The organism is Rhizobium sp. ARZ01, from assembly GCF_014851675.1.
In the GTDB taxonomy this organism is placed as follows: Bacteria; Pseudomonadota; Alphaproteobacteria; order Rhizobiales; family Rhizobiaceae; genus Mycoplana.
This window is the reverse complement of sequence record NZ_JACVAE010000001.1, coordinates 1,348,723-1,375,504: the sequence shown is the minus strand read 5'-3', so window position 1 is coordinate 1,375,504 and position 26,782 is coordinate 1,348,723. Positions and strand designations below refer to the sequence as shown.

The window sequence follows — 26,782 nt, the reverse complement described above, 5'->3', positions numbered from 1 at the left end:
GGTGCGTCTGTTCCGCCCGTGACATTGACGTAATCCGACCGAACCGACCGGATTACCGAATTCAAGCTGCGCGGATGTTCACCGTGACCGGAATCTCGATGTCGACTTCCAGCGTGGTGACGTGCTCGCCGCGATCCATCTTCACGCTCACGCGCTCGTCATCGATCTCGACATGCTTCGCAATGACGGCGAGAATTTCTTCCCGAAGGATTGCGACCAGATCCGATTGACCGACTGATGCCCGTTCGTGTGCCAAAAGGACCTGCAAACGCTCTCGCGCCGTCGGCGCAGAGCTTTGCTTTTGGAAGAAACGGAAAATGCTCATGCCGCCCTCCGCCCGAATATTTTGCCAAGGATACCGCGCTTTTCACCCGGAATGCTCATCGGCACGGTCTCGCCGGCAAGCCTCCGGGCTGCATCGAGATAGGCGATAGCCGGGGCGCTACGGCTATCGGCCAGTGTGACTGGCGCGCCGATGTTCGACGCCTTCAGCACATCCGAGCTTTCCGGAATGATGCCGAGCAAAGGAATCGACAGGATTTCCAGCACATCGTCGACCTTCAGCATGTCGCCGCGATCGGCGCGCGTCGCGTCGTAGCGCGTCAGCAGCAGATGCTTCTCCATCCGCTCGCCGCGTTCGGCTTTTTCAGTCTTGGCGTCGAGGAGCCCGATGATGCGATCGGAGTCGCGTACCGACGAAACTTCCGGGTTGGTCACGACGACTGCAACGTCGGCATGGCGCATGGCCAGCGTCGCGCCGCGCTCGATGCCGGCTGGGCTATCGCAGATGATCCAGTCGAAGTGCCGTTTCAAGTCGTTTATCACTCGCTCGACGCCCTCTGGCGTCAGGCTGTCCTTGTCGCGGGTCTGCGAGGCGGCAAGCAGGAAGAGCGTGTCGAGACGTTTGTCGCGGATCAGGGCCTGCGGCAGTTTTGCATCGCCCTGGACCACATTCACGAGGTCGTAAACGACCCGTCGTTCGGCGCCCATGACGAGATCCAGGTTGCGCAAGCCGACATCGAAATCGACAACGACGGTCTTCTCGTTACGCTGCGCAAGCGCGGCGCCGAGAGCGGCACTTGAAGTCGTCTTGCCGACGCCCCCCTTGCCGGATGTAACCACAATTACTTTCGCCATCTTCCGCTCCTGTTGCTGGCCGGCAGCCGGCTCAGTTTAGTCTCTCTGCCATAATCGAATCGTCTTCGAGCCAGAACTGCACCGCCTGTCCCCGAAGGTCTGGCGCCATGTCGTCCGCGGTCTTGTACACGCCGTCGATCGCCAGCAATTCCGCTTCCAGCCTGCGGCAGAAGATGCGCGCTCCCGCATTTCCGACCGAACCCGCCAGCGCCCGTCCCCTGAGGGTGCCATAGATATGCACCGACCCACCCGCGATGATCTCCGCACCCGAGGCGACCGATCCGATGACCGTGACATCCCCCTCCGGGAAGATCACGGACTGTCCGGAACGCACCGGCTCCCTGATGATCATCGACGCCGGTGTCCTTGCGATCTGCGTCTCCTGGGGAGCCGTCGGTTCCTTGTTCGCGTCGGCGACCTGTTCGACGACGGGAACCTCGATTTCGGGAGCAGGACGCCCTCCCCTCATTGCCGGCGGCATGCCGGGCTCGAACAGCGACGGTCGTCCACCTTCGATCCCCATGACCCGCACATTGCGGCTTGCAAGCTCCGCCAGCAGTTCCTTGAGCTGCGGCCGATCGATGTCGAGCTCGGCAACATCCAGCACGATCGGCCGCTCGAGGAAGAAGCCCGCCGACCGAGAGGCCAGATCGTCAAGACGAACAAGCCATTCATCGAGCGGGAGTTCCGGCGAAAGCATGAGGGCCAGGAATGACCTACCCTTGATTCTGATCGAGCGAGCTTCTGTTAACACCTTGGAAATCTTCGTTAATATTCCGTTGCCAATAGGTATGCGATTCACGGTTAACAAAAGGTTAATTACAAGCTCTGTCCGGTCATAGATGCGCCTGGTTGATGCCTCCTTTCGATGCTCGTGAAGGACGCAGCCCAAAGTGACGGCATGGAGTAAATCAGACCCGCGGATCACGCCGGAATTCATACCGACTGACTATATTGCAGCGGCTTCCGGCTGCCGGCTTGCAAAATTCACACGCTCGCCTGGGTCGGCAAACAATCAAGAAATATCAACAACTCTCTGGCGCTTCGTCCTGCTTCGCGTCATCCTGTGCCGTGGAGAGTGTTGCGATCCAGGCAATGGGAGGAATGCGGATGCGTTGCTTTGCCGTAGTGGGACCATCGCAGACGGGGAAATCCACACTTGTTGATAAGCTGGGATCTTTGGAGGGGACGCCGCAAAAAGCCTCCTCGCCTTACGGACTGAACCTTTCCCAGTTCGAATTCGGTGGCGAAGCGTGGTGCGCGCTGGATACCCCGGGGTCAATTGAGTCGATTGCACACGCGCAGAATGCGCTTCTGGCCAGCGACATCTGCATTCTCTGCGTCTCTCCGGTTCCGGAAGAAGCCGTGCTGGCGGCACCCTATCTCCGCGTCATAGAAGCCTCCGGAACCCCGTGCATCCTCTTCATCAATCACATGGATGAGCCACGCGGCCGGGTCCGCGACGTCATAGCCGCCCTGCAGGACTATGCCCGCCATACGCTGGTGCTACGACAGATCCCCATTCGCGAAGGTGAAAAGATCGTCGGTGCGATCGATCTCATTTCCGAGCGTGCCTGGCGCTATCGTGAGGGTCAGACGTCATCGCTGATCGCGATTCCGGGCGATCTCGCTGAGCGCGAACATGAAGCCCATGCGGAATTTCTGGAGCAGTTGTCCGAATTCGATGACTGGCTGCTTGAAGAACTGATTGAAGACCGCGAACCGGACAGCGCCGTCATCTACTCGATCGCTTCGCGTATCCTGAGGCAGAACGACATTACCCCGGTCTTTATCGGTGCTGCCAGTCACAGCAACGGGGTCATGCGCCTCATGAAGGCGCTCCGTCACGAAGCCCCGCCGGTCGAGGCGCTTCGCAGCCGGCTTGCAGTCTCAGTTGGTGTTGAGGAGAGTTCCCTTGCCGCTGTTACCTTCCATGCTTTCCATCGGCAGAACATCGGCAAGACTGTGATTGTACGCGCCCTGAACGAAATGAAGCAGGTCTCGCCGCAAGGAGAGTTCGCGCTCGGCAGTTTGCAGGATCCGATTTCAGGTCGGCCGGCGGCCAACGGCATGCCGGCGTCGAGCGAAGTGTTCGCGACGGTCAAGTCGGACCGCCTGCCGGTCCCGGCCCTCCTCACTGGAAGCTCAGCACTGGCTGCGCCCGCCTGGACTTCACCGCCCTCCCCCATGCTGGATCGGATCCTTGTACCGGAAAGCGAGCGGGACGAAACCAAGCTCTCGGGCACTCTGGCAAAACTTGCAGAGGCAGATCGCGGGCTTTTGGTAACGCAGGAGGATAGCACGGGTGCCTATCTGGTCAGCGTGCAAGGCCCGCTGCACCTGCGCGAGGTCGGCAAGGCGTTGAACGAAGTCTTCCATATCCCCGTGACCGATCAGGCACCGCGCCCTGTCTACCGGGAAACCGTGTCCAAGGCGTCGGATGTGCACTATCGCCACCGTAAGCAGACCGGTGGTGCCGGTCAGTTTGCCGACGTGAAGCTGAGCATTCACCCGAACGAGCGCGGGAGCGGCTTTTCATTCGACGAGGTGGTCAAAGGCGGCGCGGTCCCGCGGAACTTCATTCCCGCGGTTGAGACCGGCGCACGCGAAGCAATGGACAAGGGCCCCCTCGGCTTCGGCGTCATTGACGTCGGCGTGACGCTCACCGACGGACAGCACCACACGGTCGATAGTTCCGAGTATGCCTTCCGAACCGCCGGCAAGATGGGTGTGCGCCAGGCACTGTCACAGGCATCTCCGGTTCTGATGCAGCCGATCGTCCGCGTCGAGATCCATATCCCGTCGATTTACACCGGCGGCCTCGTCCAGATCGTTTCGGCCCTAAAGGGACAGGTACTGGGCTTCGATAGGGACGAATCCGCCAAGGGCTGGGATACTTTCCGCGCATTGGTCCCCGGCAGCGCCTTGGACGAACTGTCGCGGTCGCTGCGCTCGGCGACGCAAGGCATCGGCTATTTCTCCAAGGAGTTTGATCACTTTGAGGAGATGTATGGCAAGGAGGCCGATGCGATTGTCACCGCTCATGGCACTCATGCGCCATGAACGTTGGGCCATGAAGGTATGGCGCCCTCGTCAGACATTCCTGCACCCAGTGGCCCATGGAAGGAGAACGGAAGGAAACGTCACAAACTGTTGACAGCTCGCGTCGGAGACAAGCGCAAGCATCTAGTTGTTTTTATTTAGAATGAGATGGGCTTCGCTTCGAGTTCAACGCACTGTGTCAGCGGCAGCAATCTTTCAACTGCCGGCAATTGGTTTAACCTTATGGAACTGCAATGGAGCGTTTGCCATGAGGGTCGTTACCGCAACTTTGGCCATATGTCTGTTGGCCTTGTCCGCTTCGCCCGCCGCGCTGGCCGAGGAACCCGTCGACGCGGTTCAGAATGTGATCGAACGCCAGATCGATGCGTTTCTGCACAACGACGCCAAGTCAGCCTACTCATTCGCCTCGCCAACGATCCGCGAAAAGTTTCCGGATGAGACGTCTTTCTTCGAGATGGTCAAGCGTGGCTATGGGCCGGTGTACCGCCCGGGAAACTTCGCCTTCGGCCGCAGCAAAGTGTCGGGCGACACGGTGCTGCAGGAGGTGCTGATCACCGGCAGCGACGGCAAGGACTGGACGGTGATCTATCAGGTCATCCGCCAGCCTGACGGCAGCTTCAAGATAAACGGGGTCCACATGCAACCGTCCACCGCGGGCTCCGACATTTAATGGATGATCGCTGGCTGGCCTCACTTGCGCAACAGTAAACGCAGACAGCCGCCGCAGCCGCTATCAGAATCTACCCGTCACGCCGCCTGCTTGGCTTCAGCCTCGCCACGCGCCCAGGCCTCTTGTGTTTCCGCCATGAAGTCGGCGTAGCGGCCCTGCTCGATCGCTGCGCGAATGCCGGCCATCAGTTCCTGATAGTAGGCCAGATTGCTCCAGGTCAGCAGCATGCCGCCAAGCGACTCGTTTGCGCGCACCAGATGATGCAGGTAAGCGCGCGAGTAGTCATGCGAAGCCGGGCAGTTCGATTGCTCGTCCAGCGGTCGCAAGTCCTCGGCGTGGCGGGCATTGCGGATGTTGATGCGGCCATTGCGGGTAAAGGCAAGGCCATGGCGCCCCGATCGGGTCGGCATCACGCAGTCGAACATGTCAATGCCGTGCGCGACTGATTTCAGGATGTCGTCCGGTGTGCCGACCCCCATCAGGTAGCGTGGCTTCTGGATCGGCAGATGCGGGCAGGTCGTGTCGATCATCTCGAGCATGACCGCCTGCGGCTCTCCCACCGCCAGGCCGCCGATCGCATATCCCTTGAGATCGAGGCCGGTCAGTGCCTGTGCCGAGCGCACACGCAATTCGGGAATGTCACCACCCTGGACAATGCCGAACATGGCCTTGCCGGGCTGGTCTCCGAAGGTGACCTTGCAGCGCTCGGCCCAGCGATAGGACATCTCCATCGCCCGCTCGATCTCTTTCGGCTCGGCCGGCAGGCGAACGCACTCGTCGAGCTGCATCTGGATGTCGCTGTCGAGCAGTCCCTGGATCTCGATCGAGCGCTCGGGTGACATGTGATGCAGCGAACCGTCGACGTGGCTTTTGAATGTTACGCCCTTCTCGTCGAGCTTGCGCAGCCCCGAGAGCGACATGACCTGGAACCCCCCGGAATCCGTCAAGATCGGGTAAGGCCAGCGGATGAGGTTATGAAGGCCACCGAGCCGAGCAACGCGCTCCGCGCCGGGTCGCAGCATCAGGTGATAGGTGTTGCCGAGTATGATGTCGGCACCGAGTTCGCGCACCTGATCGAGGTACATGGCCTTGACCGTACCGACCGTACCGACCGGCATGAAGGCAGGCGTGCGGATCGTGCCGCGCGGCATGGTGACCTCGCCGCGCCGTGCCTTGCCATCGGTCGCAAGCAACTTGAATTCAAAGCATTCGGTCATTGGTCTTTCCGGAAAAGCAGGCTGGCATCGCCATAGGAATAGAAGCGGTACCCGGTCTCGATCGCGTGCCCGTAGGCCGCACGCATCGTGTCGAGGCCGGAAAAGGCCGAGACGAGCATGAAGAGCGTCGACTTCGGCAGGTGGAAATTCGTCATCAGAACGTCGGCTGTGCGGAAACGATAGCCGGGCGTGATGAATATGCCGGTGGCGCCGGACCACGGCTCGATCATCCCATCGTCACGCGCAGCACTTTCGAGCAGCCGCAGCGATGTCGTGCCGACGCAGACGATGCGCCCGCCCCTTGCGCGCACTGCGTTCAGCGCATCGGCGGTTCGCTTGGAGACGTAGCCAAGCTCCTGATGCATGATGTGGTCGTCGGTATCGTCCGCCTTGACAGGCAGGAACGTCCCGGCCCCGACATGCAGCGTGACGAAGTGGCGCTCGACGCCCTTGCGGTCCAGCTTCTCGAACAGCGCTTCGGTGAAGTGCAGGCCGGCGGTGGGTGCTGCGACCGCACCCTCCTCGCGGGCATAGATGGTCTGGTAGTCGCGCCGGTCCGCTTCATCGTCCTCGCGCTTGGAGGCGATGTAAGGTGGCAGGGGGATATGCCCGACGGTCGCGATCGCTTCATCCAGCGTGGGGCCGAAGAAATCGAAGCGCAGTGTCACCTCGCCGCCCTCGCTCTTCTCCTCGACAGTAGCGTCGAGCGTGCCGAGCAGGCACACTCTGCCGCTGTGGCCGAAAGAGATGCGGTCACCGACCTTGATCCGCTTGCCGGGCTTGGCGAACGCCTTCCAGCGGTCGGCGGCTATGCGCATGTGCAAGGTCGCCGATACCTGCTGGCCACCCGCCCCTTCCCGGTGGCGAATGCCCTCGAGCTGGGCCGGGATCACGCGGGTATCGTTGAACACCAGGGCGTCACCTGGCTGCAGGAAATCTGGCAGGTCGCCGACGCGGTGATCGGAAAGCGGGTTGTCCGCCTCCGGCCTGACGACCAATAGCCGCGCATCCTCACGCGGGGACACCGGGCGAAGGGCGATACGCTCTTCCGGGAGCTCGAAATCGAACAGATCTATGCGCATGGGGCCGTCGTCAATTCAGGTTCGCCCTGCCGATAAACCATTTCGGCAAAAAAGGGAAACCCGCCCCAACGCTGCAGGCGCCGGAGCGGGCTTCATGGACCGGCTGACAATCAGGCGTCGGCTGCGACCTTCATCGACACAATCGTGTCAGGGTCACGCACAGGCTCGCCGCGCTTGATCTTGTCGATGTTGTCCATGCCTTCGATCACCTGACCCCAGACCGAGTACTGCTTGTTCAGCCATGGAGAGTCAGTGAAGCAGATGAAGAACTGCGAGTTTGCCGAGTTCGGCATCTGGCTGCGGGCCATCGAGCAGGTTCCACGCACGTGGCTCATGTTCGAGAACTCGGCCTTCAGGTCCGGCTTGTCGGAGCCGCCCATGCCAGCGCGGGCCGGATTGAAGTCTTTGCCGCCAGTTTTGCCGTACTGCACGTCGCCTGTCTGCGCCATGAAGTCTTCGATGACGCGATGGAAGACGACGCCGTCATAGGCTCCCTCGCGCGTCAGTTCCTTGATGCGGGCGACATGGCCGGGCGCGAGATCCGGAAGAAGCTGGATCACGACCTTGCCCTTCGAGGTCTCCATAATGATGGTGTTTTCCGGATCCTTGATCTCGGCCATGGTCTTTCTCCTTGCTCTAGAGCAATTCCGGCAAAAGTGCCCAGCGGCTTTGCGTCCGGAATTACGTGAAAACAAATGGTTAGAGTAGTTCCTCAGTTCGAAGAAGTGCGAAACTCCTCCAAAGCTTACTTGCCGACGGTGACCTTGATCATCCGGTCGGGATCGGTGACGGAGCCGTTATTGGCCTCGTCGCCGCGCTTGATCTTGTCGACATTCTCCATGCCTTCGACAACCTGGCCCACGACCGTGTACTGGCCATTGAGGAAGTCGCCAGGTGCGAACATGATGAAGAACTGCGAATTGGCGGAGTTCGGATCCTGGGATCGCGCCATGCCAACCGTTCCGCGCTGGAATGGCACGTCGGAGAACTCGGACGGCAGGTCGGGCTGAGAGGAGCCGCCGGTGCCGGCAGCACCCGGATTGAAGCCGCTTTCCATGTCGCCGTACTGCACGTCGCCGGTCTGTGCCATGAAGCCATCGATCACACGATGGAACGCGACGTTGTCATACTCGCCGGCTGCGGCAAGCGCCTTCATGCGCTCGACATGCTTCGGCGCGACGTCGGGGCGCAGTTCGATGACGACCGGGCCATCCTTCAGCTGGATCGTCAGGTATTCCTTCGCCTGAGCCCAGGCGCTGCCGGTGGCAGTCGCAAGAAGCAGGGCACCGGCAAACGCGATCTTCAAGAGTTTCATGGTCACTCCGTTTCGTTATGGCTATGAGGGCCGCTTGCGCGCTTTCAGTGCCGCATTGACGACCTTGGGTACAAAGGCGCTGACGTCTCCGCCCATGCCGGCGATCTGGCGAACCAAAGTGGCAGTTATGGGCCGCGACGCAGTGCCAGCAGGCAGGAACACAGTCTGAACGTCCGGGGCCATCTGTTGGTTCATGCCGGCCATCTGCATTTCGTAGTCGAGGTCGGTGCCGTCGCGCAGGCCGCGGATCAGCAAATGTGCCTTGTGCTCGCGCGCAGCATCGACCACCAGTTTGTCAAAAGCTACGACCGAGACATCGCCGGCGCGTGAAGGAAGCACTTCCGCGATCGCCTCGCGGATCAGGTCGGCCCGCTCCTCGAATGAGAAAAGCGGCACCTTGCCGGGGTGAATGCCGATCGCGACGATCACCTGGGGCGCGATATTCAGCGCCTGAACCAGCACGTCGATATGACCGTTGGTGATCGGGTCGAAGGAACCCGGATAGAAGGCGACAGCCATGGCGTTATCCCGTTTGCCGCGTTGTGTCACGCGACGGCCCTAGAAGCAATAGGGGGTTGAACCCGGCGCTGTCGCTGTCCCCGGCGAAGCTTGACTGACCAACACTCTCCCCCGCCGCGGTCCGGCGGGTGCGTTTGTTTCGCAAATAGGCGTCGAGGAACAGATGGCACTTGCTCTGCTCAGCATGACGATGTTCGTTCTCCTGACCACCGCCGCCACGTGCGCAACGGCAAGAGACCCGGCAAAGCTCTGGCGCCAGCACCTCCCACAAGTGGAACTGACCGATTGCCGCCTTTCTGACGATCGCCGCAGCCATGATCAGGGCAATCCTCACCATCGACCTCTCCCGCACGATCATCGAGCTTCGGAAGCAAGTAGAAACGAAGAAGATGACGCACGAATTCTACGCCTAACACTCCTTGCCGCTGATCCCCGCGCGAGGGAAAGCTGTTCCAATAGAAAAAGGCCGGCTGCGATGCGCCGGCCTTTTTGATGGTAGAACTATACGCGAGGCCTACCCTTCGGTGGTCGACGGATCGCCAACACTCAGGTCGGCAGCGGTCTCCCCATTGGGTGCGCTTTCCGCCTCGCGATTTTCCTCATCTTCGCCATCTGGCTCGTTGATGCGTTCGACGGAGACGACCTTCTCATCCTTCGCGGTAGAGAAGATGGTGACGCCCTTGGTAGCGCGGCTTGCGACGCGGATGCCACCGATGGGTACGCGGATCAACTGGCCACCATCGGAAACGAGCATGATCTGGTCGCCGTCGCCAACCGGGAAGGCAGCGACGAGTTCGCCGATCTCTGCGGTCTTCGACGTGTCGGTGGCGCGAATGCCCTTGCCGCCACGGCCTGAGGTGCGGAAGTCGTAGGAGGACGACCGCTTGCCGAAACCCTTCTCGGAGACCGTCAACACGAACTGTTCGCGTGCCTTCAGTTCCTCGTAGCGCTCGTCGGAAAGCTGACCTTCTTCGGTGACCTCTTCGCCAACCAAGGCGATCTCTTCAACATCGCCGCCCGCAGCACGGCGCTCGCTGGCAGAGCGTTTCAAGTAGGCGGCGCGCTCCCAAGGCTCGGCGTCGACATGGCTGACGATCGTCATCGAGATGATGCGGTCGCCCTGCCCCAGCGAAATGCCGCGTACGCCAACCGAATTGCGGCCGGCGAAGACGCGCACATCATCCACCGGGAAGCGGATGCATTGGCCGAGCGCGGTCGTCAGCAGAACGTCATCCTGATCCGTGCAGGTTTCGACGGAGAGGATTTCGTCGCCCTCCTCCTCGAGCTTCATCGCGATCTTGCCGTTGCGGTTGACCTGTACGAAGTCCGACAACTTGTTGCGGCGAACGGTGCCGCGCGTTGTCGAGAACATGACGTCCAGGTTCTCCCAGGTGCTTTCGTCCTCGGGCAACGGCATGATTGTGGTGATGCGCTCGCCGGGCTCGATCGGCAGCATGTTGATCAGCGCCTTGCCCTTGGACTGTGGCGTTCCGATCGGCAAGCGCCAGACCTTCTCCTTGTAGACGATGCCGCGCGAAGAGAAGAACAGAACCGGCGTATGCGTGTTGGCAACGAAGAGGCGGGTGACAAAATCCTCGTCGCGCGTCGCCATGCCGGAGCGACCCTTGCCGCCGCGGCGCTGCGCCCGATATGTCGTCAACGGCACGCGCTTCACGTAGCCGAGATGCGAAACGGTCACGACCATGTCTTCCTGGGCGATGAGGTCCTCATCGTCCATGTCCGGACCGAAATCGGCGATCTCGGTGCGGCGGGGCGTGCCGAATTCGTCGCGGATCGCGATCATTTCTTCCTTGACGATAGCCTGGATGCGCAGGCGCGAACCCAGGATGTCGAGATAGTCGCGGATTTCCTCGCCGATCTTGTTCAATTCGTCGGCGATTTCGTCGCGACCGAGAGCGGTCAGGCGCGCCAGGCGCAATTCGAGGATCGCACGCGCCTGCTCTTCGGAGAGGTTATAGGTGAGGTCGGCATTGATACGGTGGCGCGGGTCATCGATCAGGCGGATCAGCGCCTCGACATCCAGTGCCGGCCAGCGCCGTTCCATTAACTGCTCGCGCGCCGTCTGCGGATCGGGAGCGTGCCGGATCAAGGCGATGACTTCGTCGATATTGGCAACGGCGATGGCAAGGCCGACCAAAACATGCGCGCGATCGCGTGCCTTGCGCAACAGGTACTTGGTGCGCCGGCTGACGACTTCCTCACGGAACGAAACGAAGGCGCGCAGCATGTCGAGCAGCGTCATCTGCTCCGGCTTGCCGCCGTTCAGCGCCACCATGTTGCAGCCGAAGGAGGTCTGCAGCGGTGTATAACGATAGAGCTGGTTGAGGACGACGTCGGCATTGGCGTCGCGCTTCAATTCGACGACGACGCGATAGCCCTCACGGTCGGACTCGTCGCGAAGATCCGAGATCCCCTCGATGCGCTTTTCGCGCACGAGGTCGGCCATCTTCTCGATCATCGTCGCCTTGTTCACCTGATAGGGGATCTCGGTGATGATGATCTGCTCGCGGTCGCCGCGCATCGGCTCGATGCGGGCCACGCCGCGCATGATGACCGAGCCGCGGCCAGTCTCGTAGGCCTGCCGAATACCCGCGCGGCCGAGAATCATGGCGCCGGTCGGGAAGTCCGGTCCCGGGATGATCTGCATCAGTTCCGGCAACTCGATCGCCGGATTGTCGATCAGCGCGACGCAGCCGCTGATGACCTCGGAGAGGTTGTGCGGGGGGATATTCGTGGCCATGCCGACGGCGATGCCGCCCGCACCGTTGACGAGAAGGTTCGGAAACTTCGCCGGCAGTACCGATGGTTCCTGTATGGTACCGTCATAGTTGTCGCGAAAGTTGACGGTTTCCTTGTCGAGGTCGTCGAGCAGGCTATGGGCAGCCTTCTCCAGACGGCATTCGGTATAGCGTTGTGCGGCCGGCGGATCGCCGTCGACGGAACCAAAATTGCCCTGGCCATCGATCAGCGGCAGGCGGAGCGACCAGTCCTGCGCCAGACGTGCGAGCGCGTCATAGATCGCGGCATCCCCATGCGGATGGTATTTACCCATCACGTCACCGGTGACGCGGGCGCACTTCACATATTTCTTGTTCCAGTCGATCCCCATCTCGCCCATGCTGAAGAGGATGCGCCGATGCACTGGCTTCAGGCCGTCTCGGACATCGGGCAGCGCGCGGCTCACGATGACGCTCATGGCGTAGTCGAGATAGGACCGCTGCATTTCCGCGGTAATGGAAATGGGCTCAATGCCGGGAGGGGTCTTGCCGCCGGGGGTCGTTTGCTCTGTCAATTTCGATCACGATCTTTGTTCAGAATCAGTCGGGATTTTATAGCCTAACGGCTTGAACTGCGCCAATTTTGCGGGAGGTTTTGAACAGCCTTTTGCCAGAAATCCGCCAATTGCCGCAATTTGATGGCGATGTTCCTGGCTGTCTCTCCCTCCCCCTTCACTTGGCTCCGCCTCTCCCCTATCAATGGCGTCATGAGCGCGTCAAAAGAATGCGACGGATCGGCGAGGGGGATGGCCGGATGTACGATTTCGAATTGGTCGTCAATGCGCTCACAACCATGCTTGTGACGCTCGATCCGCCGGGGCTTGCGCCGATCTTCCTGGGCCTGACGGTTGGAATGAACCGCGCTGAACGCAAGCAGGTGGCTTTGCGCGGTTCCATCATCGCCTTCGTAATCCTCGCCACTTTCGCCGTCTTTGGCGCCGGGATACTCGGCTTGCTCGGCATATCCATTGCCGCTTTCCGCATCGCCGGCGGCCTTCTCCTCTTCACCATTGCCTTCGAAATGGTGTTCGAGCGCCGACAGGAGCGGAAGGAGAAGACCTCGGAAGTGGCAATCACCAAGGATCACATCCGCAACATCGCGGTGTTTCCCCTCGCCTTGCCGCTGATCGCCGGGCCAGGTGCCATTTCCGCTACGATCCTGCTGTCGGGGTCGCTCTCCTCGCCCATGGGCCGCGCGGCGCTGATCGCCGTTATCGCGCTTTGCGTCGCCGTCGTCTACGTGACGCTCTACGTCGCAGAACGGGTCGACCGGTACCTTGGCGTAACCGGCCGCGCGATCCTGACGCGCCTGCTGGGGGTAATTCTCGCGGCGCTGGCGGTGCAGTTCGTCGTCGATGGCGCTCGGGCGGCTTTCGTGATCTGAGGCTCTCAGCCTACCAACCTACCTGCCGCGTTCTCTTCGCAATCCTGCTGCCCGCGCTTCCACGGCGCATGTTGCGCACGCGGCGAGCATGCAGAACGCAAAACGCCGGCGAAACAGCCGGCGTTGCGAGAATGTCAGGAATGCCTCTCCCTCTATCGAGGGGGCCACTCCGGAGAAGCGGTTTTCGTCAGAACGGAATATCGTCGTCCATGTCGCGCGAAAAATTCGACGACGCGCCGCCGCGGCTTCCTCCGCCGGAAGACGGCTGCGAGCCGTAGTCATCGTAGCTCGGCGCACCGCCGCCATAATTCGCGCTGCCGCCGAAGTCAGAGCCGCCACGGCGGTCACCGCCGCCCTCGCCGCGCCCGTCGAGCATGGTGAGGGTGGAGTTGAAGCCCTGCAGCACCACTTCGGTCGAGTAGCGGTCGTTGCCGTTCTGATCCTGCCACTTGCGTGTCTGAAGCTGACCTTCGATGTAGAGTTTGGCGCCCTTCTTGACGTATTGCTCAACAACCTTGCACAGGCCTTCATTGAAAACGACGACGGTGTGCCACTCCGTCTTCTCCTTGCGCTCGCCGGAATTGCGGTCGCGCCAGGTTTCGGAGGTCGCAATGCGCAGGTTGGCGATCGGGCGGCCGTCCTGGGTACGGCGGATCTCGGGATCCGCGCCGACGTTCCCGATCAGGATTACCTTGTTGACGCTGCCTGCCATCCGTTCAGTCCTTGTTGTCGTGCCGGGCATGCTGCCGGCCTTGAAATCCGATCTGCTATCTTAACGCCCGCTTGCTCCGCGCGCCGCCCCGTGCGCCGGATAATCCACAGATCAAATTCACGTGCATTTCGTTCTTTTTTTGTTCTAGTAAATCCGTAACATCTTGTCAACCGAATCGGAAAGAGGCAGGGTTTCGTCGCAACGCGCATGGACAGCAAGGTTCCAGTCCCTACATAGATGCGCGACCGAAGAGCCACACTTCATCCGAGATCTGACATCTGGCGCTGGAACATCATGAGCGAACTCAAGACCATTTCCATTCGCGGCGCACGCGAGCACAATCTCAAGGGCATCGACCTCGACCTGCCGCGCAACAAGCTGATCGTCATGACCGGCCTTTCGGGGTCGGGCAAGTCCTCGCTGGCCTTCGATACGATTTATGCGGAGGGCCAGCGCCGCTACGTCGAAAGCCTTTCGGCCTATGCCCGCCAGTTTCTGGAGATGATGCAGAAGCCGGACGTCGACCAGATCGACGGTCTGTCGCCGGCGATCTCGATCGAGCAGAAAACGACGTCCAAGAACCCGCGCTCGACCGTCGGAACAGTCACCGAGATCTACGACTACATGCGCCTGCTGTTTGCTCGCGTCGGCGTGCCCTACTCTCCCGCAACCGGGCTGCCGATCGAGAGCCAGACGGTCAGCCAGATGGTCGATCGCGTCATCGACTTCGGAGAGGGAACCCGTCTTTATATTCTGGCGCCGATCGTTCGCGGCCGCAAGGGCGAGTACAAGAAGGAACTCGCCGAGCTGATGAAGAAGGGCTTTCAGCGCGTCAAGGTGGATGGCCAGTTCTACGAGATCGCCGACGTGCCGGCGCTCGACAAGAAGTACAAGCACGACATTGACGTGGTGGTCGATCGCGTCGTGGTGCGCCCGGATCTCGCCGCCCGCCTCGCTGACAGCCTCGAGACCTGCCTCAAGCTGGCCGATGGGCTGGCGATCGCCGAATTCGCCGACAAGCCGCTTCCTCCGGAAGAAACTGCGGCAGGCGGCGCGGCCAACAAGTCGCTGAACGAGACGCACGAGCGGGTGCTGTTCTCGGAAAAGTTCGCCTGCCCGGTTTCCGGCTTTACGATCCCGGAAATCGAGCCGCGGCTGTTTTCATTCAACAATCCATTCGGCGCCTGCCCGACCTGTGATGGCCTCGGCAGCCAGCAGAAGATCGATCCCGACCTCATCGTGCCGGAACCGCAGCGGACGTTGCGCGACGGCGCGATCGCCCCCTGGGCCAAGTCTTCCTCTCCCTACTACAACCAGACGCTGGAAGCGCTGGGTGCGGCCTATGGCTTCAAGCTCTCCAACCGCTGGTCCGATCTATCCGCCGAGGGGCAGAAAGCCATCCTCTACGGAACCGACGAGAAGATCGAATTCCACTACCAGGACGGCGCGCGCTCCTACAAGACATCCAAGACCTTCGAAGGAATCGTGCCGAACCTAGAGCGGCGCTGGAAGGAGACGGATTCGGCCTGGGCCCGCGAGGAGATCGAGCGCTACATGTCCGCCGCCCCCTGCCCGGCCTGCAACGGCTTCCGCCTGAAGCCGGAGGCGCTAGCGGTGAAGATCGACAAGTTGCACATCGGCCACGTCACCGACATGTCGATCCGCGTTGCCCGAGACTGGTTCGATACCCTACCCGGTCACATGAATGCCAAGCAAAACGAAATTGCGGTGCGCATTCTCAAGGAAATCCGCGAGCGCTTGCGCTTCCTGAACGATGTCGGTCTCGAATACCTCAGCCTTTCGCGCAATTCCGGCACGCTTTCGGGCGGCGAAAGCCAGCGCATCCGGCTCGCCTCGCAGATCGGTTCGGGCCTGACGGGCGTGCTCTATGTTCTCGACGAACCCTCAATCGGCCTGCACCAGCGCGACAATGCCCGCCTGCTCGACACGCTGCGCCACCTGCGCGACATCGGCAACACGGTGATCGTCGTTGAACACGACGAGGATGCGATCCTGACGGCCGATTATGTCGTCGACATCGGTCCCGCCGCCGGCATCCACGGTGGTGAGGTGATCGCCCAGGGAGCGCCGTCTGACATCATGGCCAACTCTAGGTCGCTGACCGGCAAATATCTTTCCGGCGAACTTGCCGTTGCCGTCCCGGCCGAGCGGCGCAAGCCGAAAAAGAAGAAGGAAATCACCGTTGTCGGCGCACGTGCCAACAATCTGAAGAATGTCACGGCTTCCATCCCGCTTGGCGTGTTCACGGCCGTCACAGGCGTCTCGGGCGGCGGCAAGTCGACGTTCCTGATCGAAACACTCTACAAGTCCGCAGCCCGGCGCGTAATGGGCGCTCGGGAAATCCCGGCGGAACACGACCGTATCGACGGTTTCGAGTACATCGACAAGGTGATCGACATCGACCAGTCGCCGATCGGCCGCACGCCGCGCTCGAACCCGGCGACCTATACCGGTGCCTTCACGCCGATCCGCGACTGGTTTGCCGGCCTGCCGGAAGCAAAGGCCCGCGGCTATCAGCCGGGCCGCTTCTCCTTCAATGTCAAGGGCGGCCGCTGCGAGGCCTGCCAGGGCGACGGCGTCATCAAGATCGAGATGCACTTCCTGCCTGACGTCTACGTGACCTGCGACGTCTGCCACGGCAAGCGCTACAACCGCGAGACGCTCGACGTGCACTTCAAGGGCAAGTCGATCGCCGACGTGCTGGACATGACGGTCGAGGAAGGCGTCGAGTTCTTCGCCGCCGTTCCGGCCGTGCGCGACAAGCTGGTGACGTTGAATCAGGTCGGGCTCGGCTACATCAAGGTTGGGCAACAGGCAAACACGCTTTCGGGCGGCGAAGCGCAGCGCGTCAAGCTCGCGAAGGAGCTATCCAAGCGCTCGACCGGTCGCACGCTCTACATTCTTGACGAACCGACAACCGGCTTGCATTTTCATGACGTAGCGAAGTTGCTTGAAGTGCTGCATGAGCTTGTCAACCAGGGCAACTCAGTTGTCGTGATCGAGCACAACCTGGAAGTGATCAAGACTGCTGACTGGATCATAGACTTCGGTCCCGAAGGCGGCGATGGCGGCGGCGAGGTGATCGCGCAGGGAACGCCGGAGGACGTGGTAAAAGTTGAGCGCTCCTATACCGGGCATTTCCTGAAGGAACTGCTGGAGCGGCGACCGATGCGGAAGGCGGCGGCGGAGTAGCGAATGATCCTGATCGGCCAGTATGACTCGTCCTATGTGCGTCGCGTTGCGATCGCCATGCGCCTCTATGACCTGCCTTTCGAACACCGGCCCTGGTCGGTGTTCAGCCAGCGCGAGAAGGTGCAGGCGATCAATCCGCTGATGCGGGTCCCGACCCTGGTGCTCGATGACGGCGACATCGTTGCCGACAGCAATTCCATCCTGGACTATGTCGACGGGCTGGTACCGGCAGAGCAGCGTCTGACGCCGCAGGCCGAGCCGGAACGACGGCAGGCGTTGAAGGTGCTGACGTTCGCCACCGGCTTTGCCGACAAGGGCGTCAGCCTGTTCTACGAGTTGCACCTGCATGAGACCCCGTCGACCTATTTCGTCGAGCGCTGCCGCTCACAGATTTCGACAGTGCTCGGGGCTCTCGAGGCCGAGCGTGTCGTGCGGCCTCATCAATTCTGGTTTGGGCGGATCACCCATGCGGACATCGCTGTCGCATGCGCCTGGCGCCACGTAAGCGAGGCGCATCCGGGTCTCATCATCCCGGCTGCCTATCCCGCGCTTGCCGCACATTGCGCTAGCATGGAGGCCATGCCGGTATTCCAGGAAATTTCGCAGCCCTTCTTTGTGTCGACTTAGCACGTGAGCCATCCTGTCTGTCGAGGGCGCAAGACATGAGCAAATCCGGAACCATACGAACCGGCATCGGTGGCTGGACCTTCGAGCCCTGGGAGGGCACGTTCTATCCCGAAAAGCTGTCGAAAAAGCGCCAACTCGAATTCGCCAGCCGTGAACTGACGGCGGTTGAGGTGAACGGGACCTATTACAGTTCCCAGAAGCCGGAGACCTTCGCAAAGTGGGCCTCGGAGGTTCCTGAAGGTTTCGTCTTTTCGCTCAAGGCAAGTCGATACTCGACGAACCGCAAGGTGTTGGGGGACGCCGGCGAATCCATCGAGCGCTTCCTGACGCAAGGCCTGACAGAATTGGGGCCGCATCTTGGCCCGATCCTCTGGCAATTCGCGCCGACCAAAAAGTTCGAGCCTGACGATTTCGAGGCATTCCTCAAGCTTCTACCGGAAAAGCTGGACGGGTTGCCCTTGCGCCACGCGCTGGAAGCGCGCCACCCCTCCTTCATGGTGCCGGAGTTTGCGGCGCTCGCGCGCAAGTACAAGGCTGCGATCGTCTACGCCCATCACGACGAGTACCCGGAGATGGCCGACGTCACGGCGGATTTTGTGTATGCCCGGCTGCAGCGGGGCTCGGACGACATGCCGACCTGTTATCCGCCAAAAGCGCTCGACGAATGGGCCAACCGGATGAAAATCTGGGCGGATGGAGGCCAGCCGGACGATTTGCCGTTGGTCGACCCGCAGCACGAGGCGCCCAAGCAACCGCGTGACGTCTTCGCCTTCTTCATCACGTCGGGCAAGGTCAATGCGCCAAATGGCGCAAGGGAATTGCAAAAGCGCGCCCAACCGCGGGAGTAAGCATATCGGCGAGCGGACGGCGCTCGCGCCAGATCAGACACGCGCGATGTGTGTTAGGCAGCGGAAATCGGACGGCGGGTTCGGTCGATGAGGCGCGGTCCGAGCGCCGTGAGGACGAGCCCGCAGACGACGCAGACCGCGCTAGCGAGCCGGATCGGGCCGAAGCTCTCGCCGAGTACCAGCGCTGATGAGCTCATACCGAAGACTGGGACAAGCAGTGAGAACGGCGCCACTGTCGAGACACCGTGTTTTCGGATCATGTAACCCCAGACCCCAAAGCCGAAGATCGTCGCGACGTAGGCGATATAGGCAACCGCCCCCAGCCCTTGCCACGAGAGGGCTTGTAGCGCCGCGAGGTCTCGGTCCAAACCCTCAGTCGCAAGCGAGATGATCGCAAGGGGAATTGGCGGAACCAGGCTTACCCACACCATCAGCGAGAGCATGTCGACGCTGCCGACCTTCTTCATCAGCAGATTTGCGCAGGCCCAGGCAAGGCCTGCGGCAAGCACGAGGGCAAGGCCCGCAAAGGTGAAGCCGCCATCGACGGTGGTCGCGATCACGGCCATGCCGGCAAAGGCGACCAGGATGCCGGACACCTGGACCGGCCGTGGCCGGTCTCTGTAGATCAGTGCTGCCAGGATGACGGTGAAGAAGGCCTGCGATTGCAGCAGCAGCGAGGCAAGGCCGGCCGAAAGACCGACATCCATGCCGATGAACAGGAAACTGAATTTCACCACGCCCAGTACGAGGCCGATACCCAGAATGAGCCGCCAGGATACCGCCGGTCGCGGCAGGAAAAAGACGAGCGGCAGGGCGGCGAAGAGGAAGCGCAGCGCCGAAAAGAGGATCGGCGGGAAATTGGCGATGCCGATCTTGATGACGACGAAATTGAAGCCCCAGACAGCGGCCACGAGCACGAGGAGAGCGATATCGATCAGGCCCATGAAACCGGTTTCCCAAATGCTTTGATTCGCAAAGTTTTATCGAAGGCCGATCCGCATCCAAGTCATTTGATTTGATCGAAGCCATTCAGGAAATTGATGAGGTTTTCCGCCGTCGACCCGTTGCCGGCGCGCCGGCCCGCCTCGCCGTGGCGCCAGACACCGGCAGCTGCAGCTTCGAAGGCCGGCATGCCCTGCGCCAGATGGGCACCGATGATGCCAGAGAGCACATCGCCGGAGCCAGCCGTTGCCAGCGAGGGTGGCGCATTGACGTTGATAAGGGCACGGCCATCCGGTGCTGCGATGACGGTGTCGGCACCTTTAAGGACAATCACGGCGTGGCTGCGTCTGGCGGCCTGTCTCGCCCGTTCCACCTTCGACAACGCGGTGTCGGCGGCAACATCCGGAAAAATGCGCGCGAACTCGCCGTCGTGTGGCGTAAGCACGAGATGGGTCGCCCCACCTGCGAAAGCATCGAAAAGCTCCTGCGGCCTGTCACGAAAGGCCGTAATACCGTCCGCATCCAGCAGCAGCGGACGTTCGCGAAGTGCCATTACGTAGTCGCGCGCCCGGGCCAAGTCGCCAAAGCCGGGACCAAGAATGAAGGCCGAAAGCCGCGGATCGGCGAGCAGCGTCTTCAACGCCTCCACATTGTCGATCTGCCGAAGCATGACTGCAGTCAAATGGGTCGCATTCTCTCCAGCGGCCTCGGCTGGTGAAAGCAACGTCACCAACCCTGCCCCGACTTTCAAGCCGGCGACGGCAGACAAACGCGCCGCGCCCGTTGCGAGCCTCCCGCCGGAGAATACCGCGAGATGGCCGTGGTCATATTTATGGGCACCCGCCCCGGCATGCGGCAGGCTCATTCGCCAGAGAGCTGGCCCGTTGACGCGCAGGTGGTGGGACGCCATCGATACGATCCGGGCGGGAATGCCGATATCAAAAGCTTCGGTGGCCCCGCACAGCGCTCGCCCTGGCATCAGCAGGTGTCCAGGCTTCCGGCACATGAACGTGATCGTGCGGGTAGCCTGCAGTGCCGCGCCTCGTACCTCCCCCGTGCGACCATCCACGCCGGAAGGAAGATCAATGGCCACGACCGGGATCGCGAGTCCATTGACCTGCTCGATAATCGCGCAGACTTCACCGTCGAGGTTACGCGATAGCCCTGCGCCGAAAAGAGCATCGACGACGACGTCACCCACCCGTGGCATGAAGTCCGATAGCGGCCGAACGGCCCCCAGGTAGCGCTTCCTCGCCTTGCCGGCCTCTCCCTGGGCCGATGGAGATCCGAAAGCAAACAATTCGACAACGCATCCGGACGCGGCGAGCGCGCGCGCGGCCACATAACCGTCGCCACCGTTGTTGCCCGGCCCGGCAAGAACCACAAAGCGCAATGCGGCGGGATAGTGCCGCAAGGCCGCCGCAGCCACGGCCTGGCCGGCCCGCTCCATCAACGCGAAGCTGTCAATGCCGCTGTCCGCAGCCGCCTGGTCGATGCCGTCCATTTCGGCGGGCGTGACAACGAGTGTCTCAAGGTCAATGTGCATGCACTGACAATGCCCGCAAATCGCAAACCGTGCCACAGCATTTTCAATGCGCAATCAATAGGCATCTGCACAGCTCGTGTGCTCATTATAGCGGCAGCGGAAGATGCCGATGACGTCTAGCGACCCAGTCGACCCGAATTCAGCGCCAGTACGACGCAAATTTAGGCAGGTGACGTATCTGGAGACCTAGGATTTGCGCGCATTTTGGTGAGGGTGCGCCGCAGGGTACTGCGACAAAATCGTCCATTCAGCGAAATTTGGCATGGGACTCCCAAACTGGCACGCGACATGCATTAAGAATGGCAGCGGGCACACGGCCTTGCGAAACGGGAGAAGCGGAGAGACATTCTTTCATGAAAAAGATCGAGGCGATCATAAAGCCCTTCAAGCTGGACGAAGTGAAGGAAGCTCTTCAGGAAGTCGGCCTGCAAGGCATCACCGTCACCGAAGCAAAGGGCTTCGGGCGCCAGAAGGGGCACACGGAGCTCTATCGCGGCGCCGAGTACGTGGTCGATTTTCTGCCGAAGGTTAAGGTCGAAGTCGTCTTGGCAGACGAGAACGTCGAGGCTGTCATCGAGGCGATCCGCAATGCCGCCCAGACCGGGCGTATCGGCGACGGCAAGATCTTTGTTTCCAACGTTGAAGAAGTCATCCGCATCCGTACCGGCGAAACCGGTATCGACGCCATCTAACCCCATCCCATCCACCTGGCCGTTCGGCCAAGGTTTCACCTCGTCATCTCACACAGGAACTTTCAAAATATGACGACTGCCAATGATATTCTGAAGCAAATCAAGGAAAACGACGTTAAGTTCGTCGACCTGCGCTTTACCGACGTGAAGGGCAAGCTGCAGCACGTGACGATGGACGTTGGCTGCGTCGACGAGGACATGTTCGCCGACGGCGTGATGTTCGACGGTTCATCGATCGGCGGCTGGAAGGCCATCAACGAGTCGGACATGGTGCTGATGCCGGATCCGGCAACCGTCCACATGGACCCCTTCTTCGCCCAGTCCACGATGGTCATCTTCTGTGACATCCTGGATCCCGTCTCGGGTGAATCCTACAACCGCGATCCGCGCGGCATCGCCAAGAAGGCCGAAGCCTACCTGAAGGCCTCCGGCATCGGCGACACCATCTTCGTCGGCCCCGAACCGGAGTTCTTCGTTTTCGACGACGTCAAGTACAAGGCTGACCCCTACAACACCGGCTTCAAGCTCGATTCCACGGAACTGCCGTCAAACGACGACACCGACTATGAGACCGGCAACCTCGGCCACCGTCCGCGCGTCAAAGGCGGCTACTTCCCGGTCCCGCCGATCGACAGCTGCCAGGACATGCGCTCCGAAATGCTGACCGTCATGGCTGAAATGGGCGTCGTCGTCGAGAAGCAGCACCATGAAGTGGCTGCCGCGCAGCACGAACTTGGCGTCAAGTTCGACACGCTGGTGCGCAACGCCGACAAAATGCAGATCTACAAGTACGTCGTCCATCAGGTCGCCAACGCCTATGGCAAGACGGCAACATTCATGCCGAAGCCGATTTTCGGCGACAACGGCTCGGGCATGCACGTGCACCAGTCGATCTGGAAGGACGGTAAGCCGACGTTCGCTGGCGACGAGTATGCTGGTCTCTCTGAGTCCTGCCTCTACTACATCGGTGGCATCATCAAGCACGCCAAGGCGATCAACGCCTTCACCAACCCGACGACGAACTCCTACAAGCGTCTCGTCCCGGGCTATGAGGCTCCGGTCCTGCTTGCCTACTCCGCACGCAACCGCTCGGCATCGTGCCGCATTCCGTTCGGCACCGGCCCGAAGTCCAAGCGCGTCGAGGTCCGCTTCCCCGACCCGCTCGGCAACCCGTACCTCGGCTTCGCCGCCATGCTGATGGCAGGCCTCGACGGCATCAAGAACAAGATCCATCCCGGCAAGGCCATGGACAAGGATCTTTACGACCTGCCGCCGAAGGAACTCAAGAAGATCCCGACCGTCTGCGGCAGCTTGCGCGAAGCACTGGAAAGCCTCGACAAGGATCGCAAGTTCCTGACGGCCGGCGGTGTCTTCGACGACGACCAGATCGACGCCTACATCGAACTGAAGATGGCAGAGGTCATGCGCTACGAGATGACCCCGCACCCGGTCGAATTCGACATGTACTACTCGGCCTGAGGCACTGCCCTCGCCAAACGACGGAACCCGGCAGCGATGCCGGGTTTTTCTTTGGGTCTCGTCTGCCGCAGTCACATTAGGAAGGCGTGATATTGGGCTAAAGGCCAATATCAATTGGTCGTGTTCTATGCTCTAATTTGTGCAGTGCAAAATCAATCACCGGATCTTGTGTCCGGCTTAGTATACGAAAGGCAAAGGCCTTGCGTTTTGCACGCCCCTTTCCAAATTTCAGTTCGAAAGGAAGGCCAAATATGAAAATGAAGAATGCCAAATTCGGGATTGGTGACGTGGTTCGCCATCGGGTCTATCCGTTCCGCGGTGTGATCTTCGACGTCGACCCGGAATTTGCCAATACCGATGAATGGTGGAATTCAATTCCCGCGGAAATCCGCCCGTCAAAAGACCAGCCGTTCTATCATCTCTTCGCCGAGAACGCCGAGACCGAGTATGTCGCTTACGTCTCCGAGCAGAATCTGCTGCCGGATGACAGCGGCACTCCGCTGCGCCACCCGCAGGTGCGAGCGCTCATGGTTCCGGATGACGCGGGCACCTACCACTGGAAGGTGGACGCCGGCATTGTCCACTAAGCATGCCCTCCCCACAGAGGCGGCAGCTTTACTGAACTGATTTGCGCAAAATCTGAAAAGCCAGGGCTACGAACAGATCCCCTTGGGTCGCGATGTGCGTTAAAGCATCGCCTCCTAGGTTCCAATCCGAACCTCCGGGAACAAAAAACCCGGCGCTATGGCCGGGTTTATGATGTTTGACGCCTCGAAGCGTTACTGGCTCTTTGCTGCTTTCTGGGCGTCTTCGAGCTTCTTTCGAGCTTCGTCCGCCTTCTTCTGCATCTCTTCCTGCAAGAGACGCTGACGCTCCTCGAGCTTCGACTGCTCGATCGGCTCGCCGTCGAAAGCGCCGGTGAAGCCGGACAGCGACATCTTGATCGGGTTCGGCGTACGCTGGAAGTTAACGGACGTGAAGACGACTTCGCCACCCTTCTTCAGGCTCGCCAGCATCTGGTCGGTGAGCGCCGCCTCTGCCACGCACTTGTCGGGCATGCAGATGGCGTAGTCAATCTTCTGCGGCTTGCCGCCATCGATCTGCATGGCGACCCCGGTGGGAATCAGCCGTGCGCTCGGGACGGAAACCTGGATGATCTTCCTGTTGACCTTGCCCTCGACCGTGATCAGGCCAACAGCCGTCAACAGCTGGCCGCCGCCGGCGGTCAGCAGGTTCTGAACGATGCAGACATCATTTTCTTCCTGCTTCGTGCAGACCTTGAACCAGCCCTGCGGCGCTGCGGCTTGCTGCGCCTGGGCAGCGGCAGGCAAACCGGCAGCAGCAAGTGAAACTGCGAATGCCGAAAGCACAGTCTTTTTTGTAAAGATCGATTTGAAGATCATAACGAGTTCCGTCTCCTGAAAACCGGTGCCGAGCGCTGTTCGCCCCTGGAATGTTCTGGTCAGCTGTGCGCTCTCCTGTCGGCGAATTGAGGCATTTGCATGACCCGTCTTTTCGGGTTCCCCTGTTACAATGCGTCGCGACGGATATCCAGCCTCTCGTTCACGTTTTTGCCCAGACTCCCTGAAAAATAGGCGGCAAGAATGTTCGTTCACGGCGCAACCATATAAGTTCTCGCCGAATCGTCCTTCAGCCTTGAGAGGAATTCATTTTGCGGGTTCTACTGACAGCGCTTTTCATCGGACTTGCGATACAGCCTGTTTGCATCGCAAATGCTGCGCCGTTGCACGGGATCGCGATGCATGGCGAGCCTGCTTTGCTGCCGGGCTACAAGCATTTTCCATATGTGAATCCGAATGTGAAGAAGGGCGGCAAGATCACCTACGGTGTCGTCGGCACCTTCGACAATCTCAACCCCTTCATTCTCAAAAGCATGCGCACGACAGCTCGCGGCATGTGGGACCCCGAATTCGGCAATCTCGTCATCGAATCATTGATGCAGCGTTCGCGGGACGAGCCGTTCTCCATGTACGGCCTCCTGGCCGAAACGGTCGAGTGGGACGACGAGCGCAGCTTCATCCAGTTCAATCTCAACCCAAAGGCGCACTGGGCGGACGGACAGCCGGTGACCGCCGAGGACGTCATTTTTTCCTTCGAACTCCTGCGCGACAAGGGGCGCTCCCCCTTCAGCCGCCGGCTCGATGTTGTAGAGAAGATGGAAAAGGTTGGCGAAAACAGCGTCCGCTTCACCTTCAACGACAAGGCCGACCGCGAATCGCCGCTGCTGCTTGCCCTTTCTCCGGTATTGCCGAAGCACGCGACCGAGATTGACGGGTTTGATCGCACGACCCTGAGTTTCCCTCTCGGATCTGGCCCCTATCGCATCAAGGAGGTGAAGCCCGGGGAGAAGATCGTCTTCGAGCGCAATCCCGACTACTGGGGCAAGGACATTCCCTCGAAGATCGGCTTCGACAATTACGATCAGATAACAGTTGAGTACTTCCTGCAGGAAAACTCCCTGTTCGAGGCTTTCAAGAAGGGCGACGTCGACGTCTTCCAGGAGGGCAATCCGACGAAATGGGCGCGGGGATACAACTTTCCGGCGGTGGCATCCGGAGCCATTCTCAAGGACACGTTCAAGCCACAAGTTCCCTCCGGCATGCTCGGCTTCGTCTTCAATACCCGCCGCCCCATGTTCTCCGACGTCCGGCTGCGCCATGGACTGTCGCTCGTTTTCGACTTTGAGTGGGTGAACAAGAACCTGTTCGAAGGAGCCTATAAACGGACGGAGAGCTTCTGGCAGAATTCCGAACTCTCCTCCCTCGGTGTTGCCGCGGATAACAGCGAGCGGCAACTTTTGGGACCAGCGCTCGCCCGTATCGAGCCCGCCATTTTGGACGGAAGCTATCGTTGGCCCGTCACCGATGCCTCCGGCCGCGACCGCAAGGTTCTGAAGCAGGCAGTGATGCTGATGAAAGAGGCGGGATACACGATCAAGGACGGCGTGATGAGCGATGCCTCGGGCAGGCCGCTGGCCTTCGAAATCATGACCCAGAATGCCGACCAGGAGAAACTCGCCCTCGCCTACCAGCGATTTTTGACTGCGCTCGGCATTCGTGCGTCCGTCCGCACGGTCGATGATTCGCAGTATCAGAGCCGCTCGCAGAGCTTTGACTATGACGTCATCATCCGAGCTTATGCGTCGTCGCTGTCACCGGGGATCGAACAGGCGACGCGCTGGCGCTCCGATTTCCGCGACCGCGACGGCAGCGAAGCCTTTGCCGGGGCCAACGATCCGGACGTCGACCGGCTAGTGGATGCGATCCTGAACGCGCGCAGTACCGAGGATTTCCGTTCCGCGGTGCGCGCCCATGACCGCATACTGCTTTCCAACCACTATGTCCTGCCGCTCTACCATCTCGGTCAACAGTGGGTGGCGCGGCACGACTACATCTCCCATCCGGACACGATGCCGCTCTATGGGTACCAGTTTCCTGTGTGGTGGGACGCGCGCGCTCAATAGAAGCGGTCGATGTCATCGCCAATTCTGGCGATAGCTGGCAGGTATCCATTGAAG

General features: G+C 60.7%; 24 protein-coding genes. 10 read left to right on the top strand and 14 right to left on the bottom strand.

From position 1 onward, the window contains the following. Nucleotides 1-61: 61 nt before the first annotated feature. Genes minE through minC form a run of 3 tightly spaced genes read right to left on the bottom strand, consistent with a single transcriptional unit; the run spans nt 62 to nt 1,900 of the window. Nucleotides 62-325, bottom strand: a complete 264-nt coding sequence (gene minE, locus IB238_RS06585) for a cell division topological specificity factor MinE (RefSeq protein WP_192244645.1) — start codon at nt 323-325, stop codon at nt 62-64. Beyond that, the gene (minD, locus tag IB238_RS06580; RefSeq protein WP_192244643.1) at nt 322-1,137 is read right to left on the bottom strand and encodes a septum site-determining protein MinD; all 816 of its coding nucleotides are present in this window, start codon (nt 1,135-1,137) and stop codon (nt 322-324) included. The genes minE and minD overlap by 4 nt, the downstream gene beginning before the upstream one ends. A gap of 31 nt (nt 1,138-1,168) precedes the next feature. Beyond that, the gene (gene minC / locus IB238_RS06575; protein ID WP_192247432.1) at nt 1,169-1,900 is read right to left on the bottom strand and encodes a septum site-determining protein MinC; all 732 of its coding nucleotides are present in this window, start codon (nt 1,898-1,900) and stop codon (nt 1,169-1,171) included. Nucleotides 1,901-2,247: 347 nt separating this feature from the next. Here minC and IB238_RS06570 point away from each other — a divergent pair, with 347 nt between their 5' ends. Together IB238_RS06570 and IB238_RS06565 are read left to right on the top strand one after the other, a co-directional pair. Beyond that, nucleotides 2,248-4,200, top strand: a complete 1,953-nt coding sequence (locus tag IB238_RS06570; RefSeq protein ID WP_192244641.1) for an elongation factor G — start codon at nt 2,248-2,250, stop codon at nt 4,198-4,200. A 247-nt stretch (nt 4,201-4,447) separates the two neighbouring features. Further along, complete coding sequence (locus IB238_RS06565; protein ID WP_192244639.1) at nt 4,448-4,870, top strand: DUF4864 domain-containing protein; 423 nt, start codon at nt 4,448-4,450, stop codon at nt 4,868-4,870. A 77-nt stretch (nt 4,871-4,947) separates the two neighbouring features. On the opposite strand, the gene tgt is transcribed toward IB238_RS06565, so the two are convergent. From tgt to gyrA, 7 genes are all read right to left on the bottom strand, one after another. Continuing rightward, nucleotides 4,948-6,087 carry a tRNA guanosine(34) transglycosylase Tgt gene (gene tgt, locus IB238_RS06560; RefSeq protein WP_192244637.1) on the bottom strand — a complete coding sequence of 380 codons (1,140 nt, stop codon included), beginning with the start codon at nt 6,085-6,087 and terminating at the stop codon, nt 4,948-4,950. Next, on the bottom strand, nt 6,084-7,169 hold the full coding sequence (queA, locus tag IB238_RS06555; protein ID WP_192244635.1) for a tRNA preQ1(34) S-adenosylmethionine ribosyltransferase-isomerase QueA: 1,086 nt from the start codon (nt 7,167-7,169) through the stop codon (nt 6,084-6,086). Before queA ends, tgt begins: the two co-directional genes overlap by 4 nt. A gap of 110 nt (nt 7,170-7,279) precedes the next feature. Then, a complete protein-coding gene (locus IB238_RS06550) occupies nt 7,280-7,789 on the bottom strand; it encodes a peptidylprolyl isomerase (protein WP_192244633.1) in 510 nt (169 codons plus the stop codon). A gap of 125 nt (nt 7,790-7,914) precedes the next feature. Continuing rightward, complete coding sequence (locus tag IB238_RS06545) at nt 7,915-8,484, bottom strand: peptidylprolyl isomerase (protein ID WP_192244631.1); 570 nt, start codon at nt 8,482-8,484, stop codon at nt 7,915-7,917. Between the two features lie 21 nt (nt 8,485-8,505). Beyond that, the gene (gene coaD / locus IB238_RS06540; protein WP_192244629.1) at nt 8,506-9,003 is read right to left on the bottom strand and encodes a pantetheine-phosphate adenylyltransferase; all 498 of its coding nucleotides are present in this window, start codon (nt 9,001-9,003) and stop codon (nt 8,506-8,508) included. Between the two features lie 4 nt (nt 9,004-9,007). Continuing rightward, nucleotides 9,008-9,340 carry a hypothetical protein gene (locus IB238_RS06535; RefSeq protein WP_192244628.1) on the bottom strand — a complete coding sequence of 111 codons (333 nt, stop codon included), beginning with the start codon at nt 9,338-9,340 and terminating at the stop codon, nt 9,008-9,010. Between the two features lie 177 nt (nt 9,341-9,517). Beyond that, a complete protein-coding gene (gene gyrA, locus IB238_RS06530) occupies nt 9,518-12,316 on the bottom strand; it encodes a DNA gyrase subunit A (RefSeq protein WP_192244626.1) in 2,799 nt (932 codons plus the stop codon). A gap of 239 nt (nt 12,317-12,555) precedes the next feature. Here gyrA and IB238_RS06525 point away from each other — a divergent pair, with 239 nt between their 5' ends. Next, entirely contained in the window at nt 12,556-13,185 is a 630-nt protein-coding gene (locus IB238_RS06525; protein ID WP_192244624.1) for a MarC family protein, read from the top strand. Between the two features lie 187 nt (nt 13,186-13,372). Here IB238_RS06525 and IB238_RS06520 read toward each other — a convergent pair whose 3' ends face one another. Then, nucleotides 13,373-13,897, bottom strand: coding sequence for a single-stranded DNA-binding protein (locus IB238_RS06520; protein WP_192244623.1), 525 nt, complete (start codon nt 13,895-13,897; stop codon nt 13,373-13,375). Between the two features lie 294 nt (nt 13,898-14,191). Here IB238_RS06520 and uvrA point away from each other — a divergent pair, with 294 nt between their 5' ends. From uvrA to IB238_RS06505, 3 genes are read left to right on the top strand one after another with little or no spacing between them, the layout of a single operon-like run. Then, on the top strand, nt 14,192-17,110 hold the full coding sequence (gene uvrA, locus IB238_RS06515; RefSeq protein WP_192244621.1) for an excinuclease ABC subunit UvrA: 2,919 nt from the start codon (nt 14,192-14,194) through the stop codon (nt 17,108-17,110). Nucleotides 17,111-17,113: 3 nt separating this feature from the next. Next, nucleotides 17,114-17,737, top strand: coding sequence for a glutathione S-transferase family protein (locus IB238_RS06510; protein WP_192244619.1), 624 nt, complete (start codon nt 17,114-17,116; stop codon nt 17,735-17,737). A 35-nt stretch (nt 17,738-17,772) separates the two neighbouring features. Then, nucleotides 17,773-18,585: a DUF72 domain-containing protein gene (locus tag IB238_RS06505; protein ID WP_192244617.1), complete on the top strand. Its 813-nt coding sequence runs from the start codon at nt 17,773-17,775 to the stop codon at nt 18,583-18,585. Nucleotides 18,586-18,638: 53 nt separating this feature from the next. Here IB238_RS06505 and IB238_RS06500 read toward each other — a convergent pair whose 3' ends face one another. Together IB238_RS06500 and IB238_RS06495 are read right to left on the bottom strand one after the other, a co-directional pair. Next, nucleotides 18,639-19,529 (bottom strand): EamA family transporter, encoded by an 891-nt coding sequence (locus tag IB238_RS06500; RefSeq protein WP_192244615.1) that lies wholly within the window; start codon nt 19,527-19,529, stop codon nt 18,639-18,641. Nucleotides 19,530-19,591: 62 nt separating this feature from the next. Continuing rightward, entirely contained in the window at nt 19,592-21,073 is a 1,482-nt protein-coding gene (locus IB238_RS06495; protein WP_192244613.1) for an NAD(P)H-hydrate dehydratase, read from the bottom strand. Nucleotides 21,074-21,426: 353 nt separating this feature from the next. Here IB238_RS06495 and IB238_RS06490 point away from each other — a divergent pair, with 353 nt between their 5' ends. From IB238_RS06490 to hspQ, 3 genes are all read left to right on the top strand, one after another. Further along, nucleotides 21,427-21,765: a P-II family nitrogen regulator gene (locus tag IB238_RS06490; RefSeq protein WP_192244611.1), complete on the top strand. Its 339-nt coding sequence runs from the start codon at nt 21,427-21,429 to the stop codon at nt 21,763-21,765. Between the two features lie 69 nt (nt 21,766-21,834). Next, nucleotides 21,835-23,244 (top strand): type I glutamate--ammonia ligase, encoded by a 1,410-nt coding sequence (glnA, locus tag IB238_RS06485; RefSeq protein WP_192244609.1) that lies wholly within the window; start codon nt 21,835-21,837, stop codon nt 23,242-23,244. A 251-nt stretch (nt 23,245-23,495) separates the two neighbouring features. Then, complete coding sequence (gene hspQ, locus IB238_RS06480) at nt 23,496-23,831, top strand: heat shock protein HspQ (protein WP_192244607.1); 336 nt, start codon at nt 23,496-23,498, stop codon at nt 23,829-23,831. A 192-nt stretch (nt 23,832-24,023) separates the two neighbouring features. On the opposite strand, the gene IB238_RS06475 is transcribed toward hspQ, so the two are convergent. Further along, nucleotides 24,024-24,647, bottom strand: a complete 624-nt coding sequence (locus tag IB238_RS06475; protein ID WP_192244605.1) for an invasion associated locus B family protein — start codon at nt 24,645-24,647, stop codon at nt 24,024-24,026. Between the two features lie 281 nt (nt 24,648-24,928). Between IB238_RS06475 and IB238_RS06470 the strand changes: the two genes are divergently transcribed. Then, nucleotides 24,929-26,728, top strand: coding sequence for an extracellular solute-binding protein (locus tag IB238_RS06470; protein ID WP_246723599.1), 1,800 nt, complete (start codon nt 24,929-24,931; stop codon nt 26,726-26,728). Nucleotides 26,729-26,782: the final 54 nt, after the last annotated feature.

Coding starts and splice junctions, on each gene's coding strand:
- hspQ (WP_192244607.1), top strand. CDS start 23,496: ATGAAAATGAAGAATGCCAAATTCGGGATTGGTGACGTGGTTCGCCAT.
- IB238_RS06565 (WP_192244639.1), top strand. CDS start 4,448: ATGAGGGTCGTTACCGCAACTTTGGCCATATGTCTGTTGGCCTTGTCC.
- glnA (WP_192244609.1), top strand. CDS start 21,835: ATGACGACTGCCAATGATATTCTGAAGCAAATCAAGGAAAACGACGTT.
- IB238_RS06475 (WP_192244605.1), bottom strand. CDS start 24,647: ATGATCTTCAAATCGATCTTTACAAAAAAGACTGTGCTTTCGGCATTC.
- IB238_RS06550 (WP_192244633.1), bottom strand. CDS start 7,789: ATGGCCGAGATCAAGGATCCGGAAAACACCATCATTATGGAGACCTCG.
- IB238_RS06490 (WP_192244611.1), top strand. CDS start 21,427: ATGAAAAAGATCGAGGCGATCATAAAGCCCTTCAAGCTGGACGAAGTG.
- IB238_RS06520 (WP_192244623.1), bottom strand. CDS start 13,897: ATGGCAGGCAGCGTCAACAAGGTAATCCTGATCGGGAACGTCGGCGCG.
- IB238_RS06525 (WP_192244624.1), top strand. CDS start 12,556: ATGTACGATTTCGAATTGGTCGTCAATGCGCTCACAACCATGCTTGTG.
- IB238_RS06510 (WP_192244619.1), top strand. CDS start 17,114: ATGATCCTGATCGGCCAGTATGACTCGTCCTATGTGCGTCGCGTTGCG.
- tgt (WP_192244637.1), bottom strand. CDS start 6,087: ATGACCGAATGCTTTGAATTCAAGTTGCTTGCGACCGATGGCAAGGCA.
- IB238_RS06500 (WP_192244615.1), bottom strand. CDS start 19,529: ATGGGCCTGATCGATATCGCTCTCCTCGTGCTCGTGGCCGCTGTCTGG.
- minD (WP_192244643.1), bottom strand. CDS start 1,137: ATGGCGAAAGTAATTGTGGTTACATCCGGCAAGGGGGGCGTCGGCAAG.
- uvrA (WP_192244621.1), top strand. CDS start 14,192: ATGAGCGAACTCAAGACCATTTCCATTCGCGGCGCACGCGAGCACAAT.
- IB238_RS06570 (WP_192244641.1), top strand. CDS start 2,248: ATGCGTTGCTTTGCCGTAGTGGGACCATCGCAGACGGGGAAATCCACA.
- IB238_RS06495 (WP_192244613.1), bottom strand. CDS start 21,073: ATGCACATTGACCTTGAGACACTCGTTGTCACGCCCGCCGAAATGGAC.
- IB238_RS06505 (WP_192244617.1), top strand. CDS start 17,773: ATGAGCAAATCCGGAACCATACGAACCGGCATCGGTGGCTGGACCTTC.
- minE (WP_192244645.1), bottom strand. CDS start 325: ATGAGCATTTTCCGTTTCTTCCAAAAGCAAAGCTCTGCGCCGACGGCG.
- IB238_RS06535 (WP_192244628.1), bottom strand. CDS start 9,340: ATGGTGAGGATTGCCCTGATCATGGCTGCGGCGATCGTCAGAAAGGCG.
- IB238_RS06545 (WP_192244631.1), bottom strand. CDS start 8,484: ATGAAACTCTTGAAGATCGCGTTTGCCGGTGCCCTGCTTCTTGCGACT.
- coaD (WP_192244629.1), bottom strand. CDS start 9,003: ATGGCTGTCGCCTTCTATCCGGGTTCCTTCGACCCGATCACCAACGGT.
- queA (WP_192244635.1), bottom strand. CDS start 7,169: ATGCGCATAGATCTGTTCGATTTCGAGCTCCCGGAAGAGCGTATCGCC.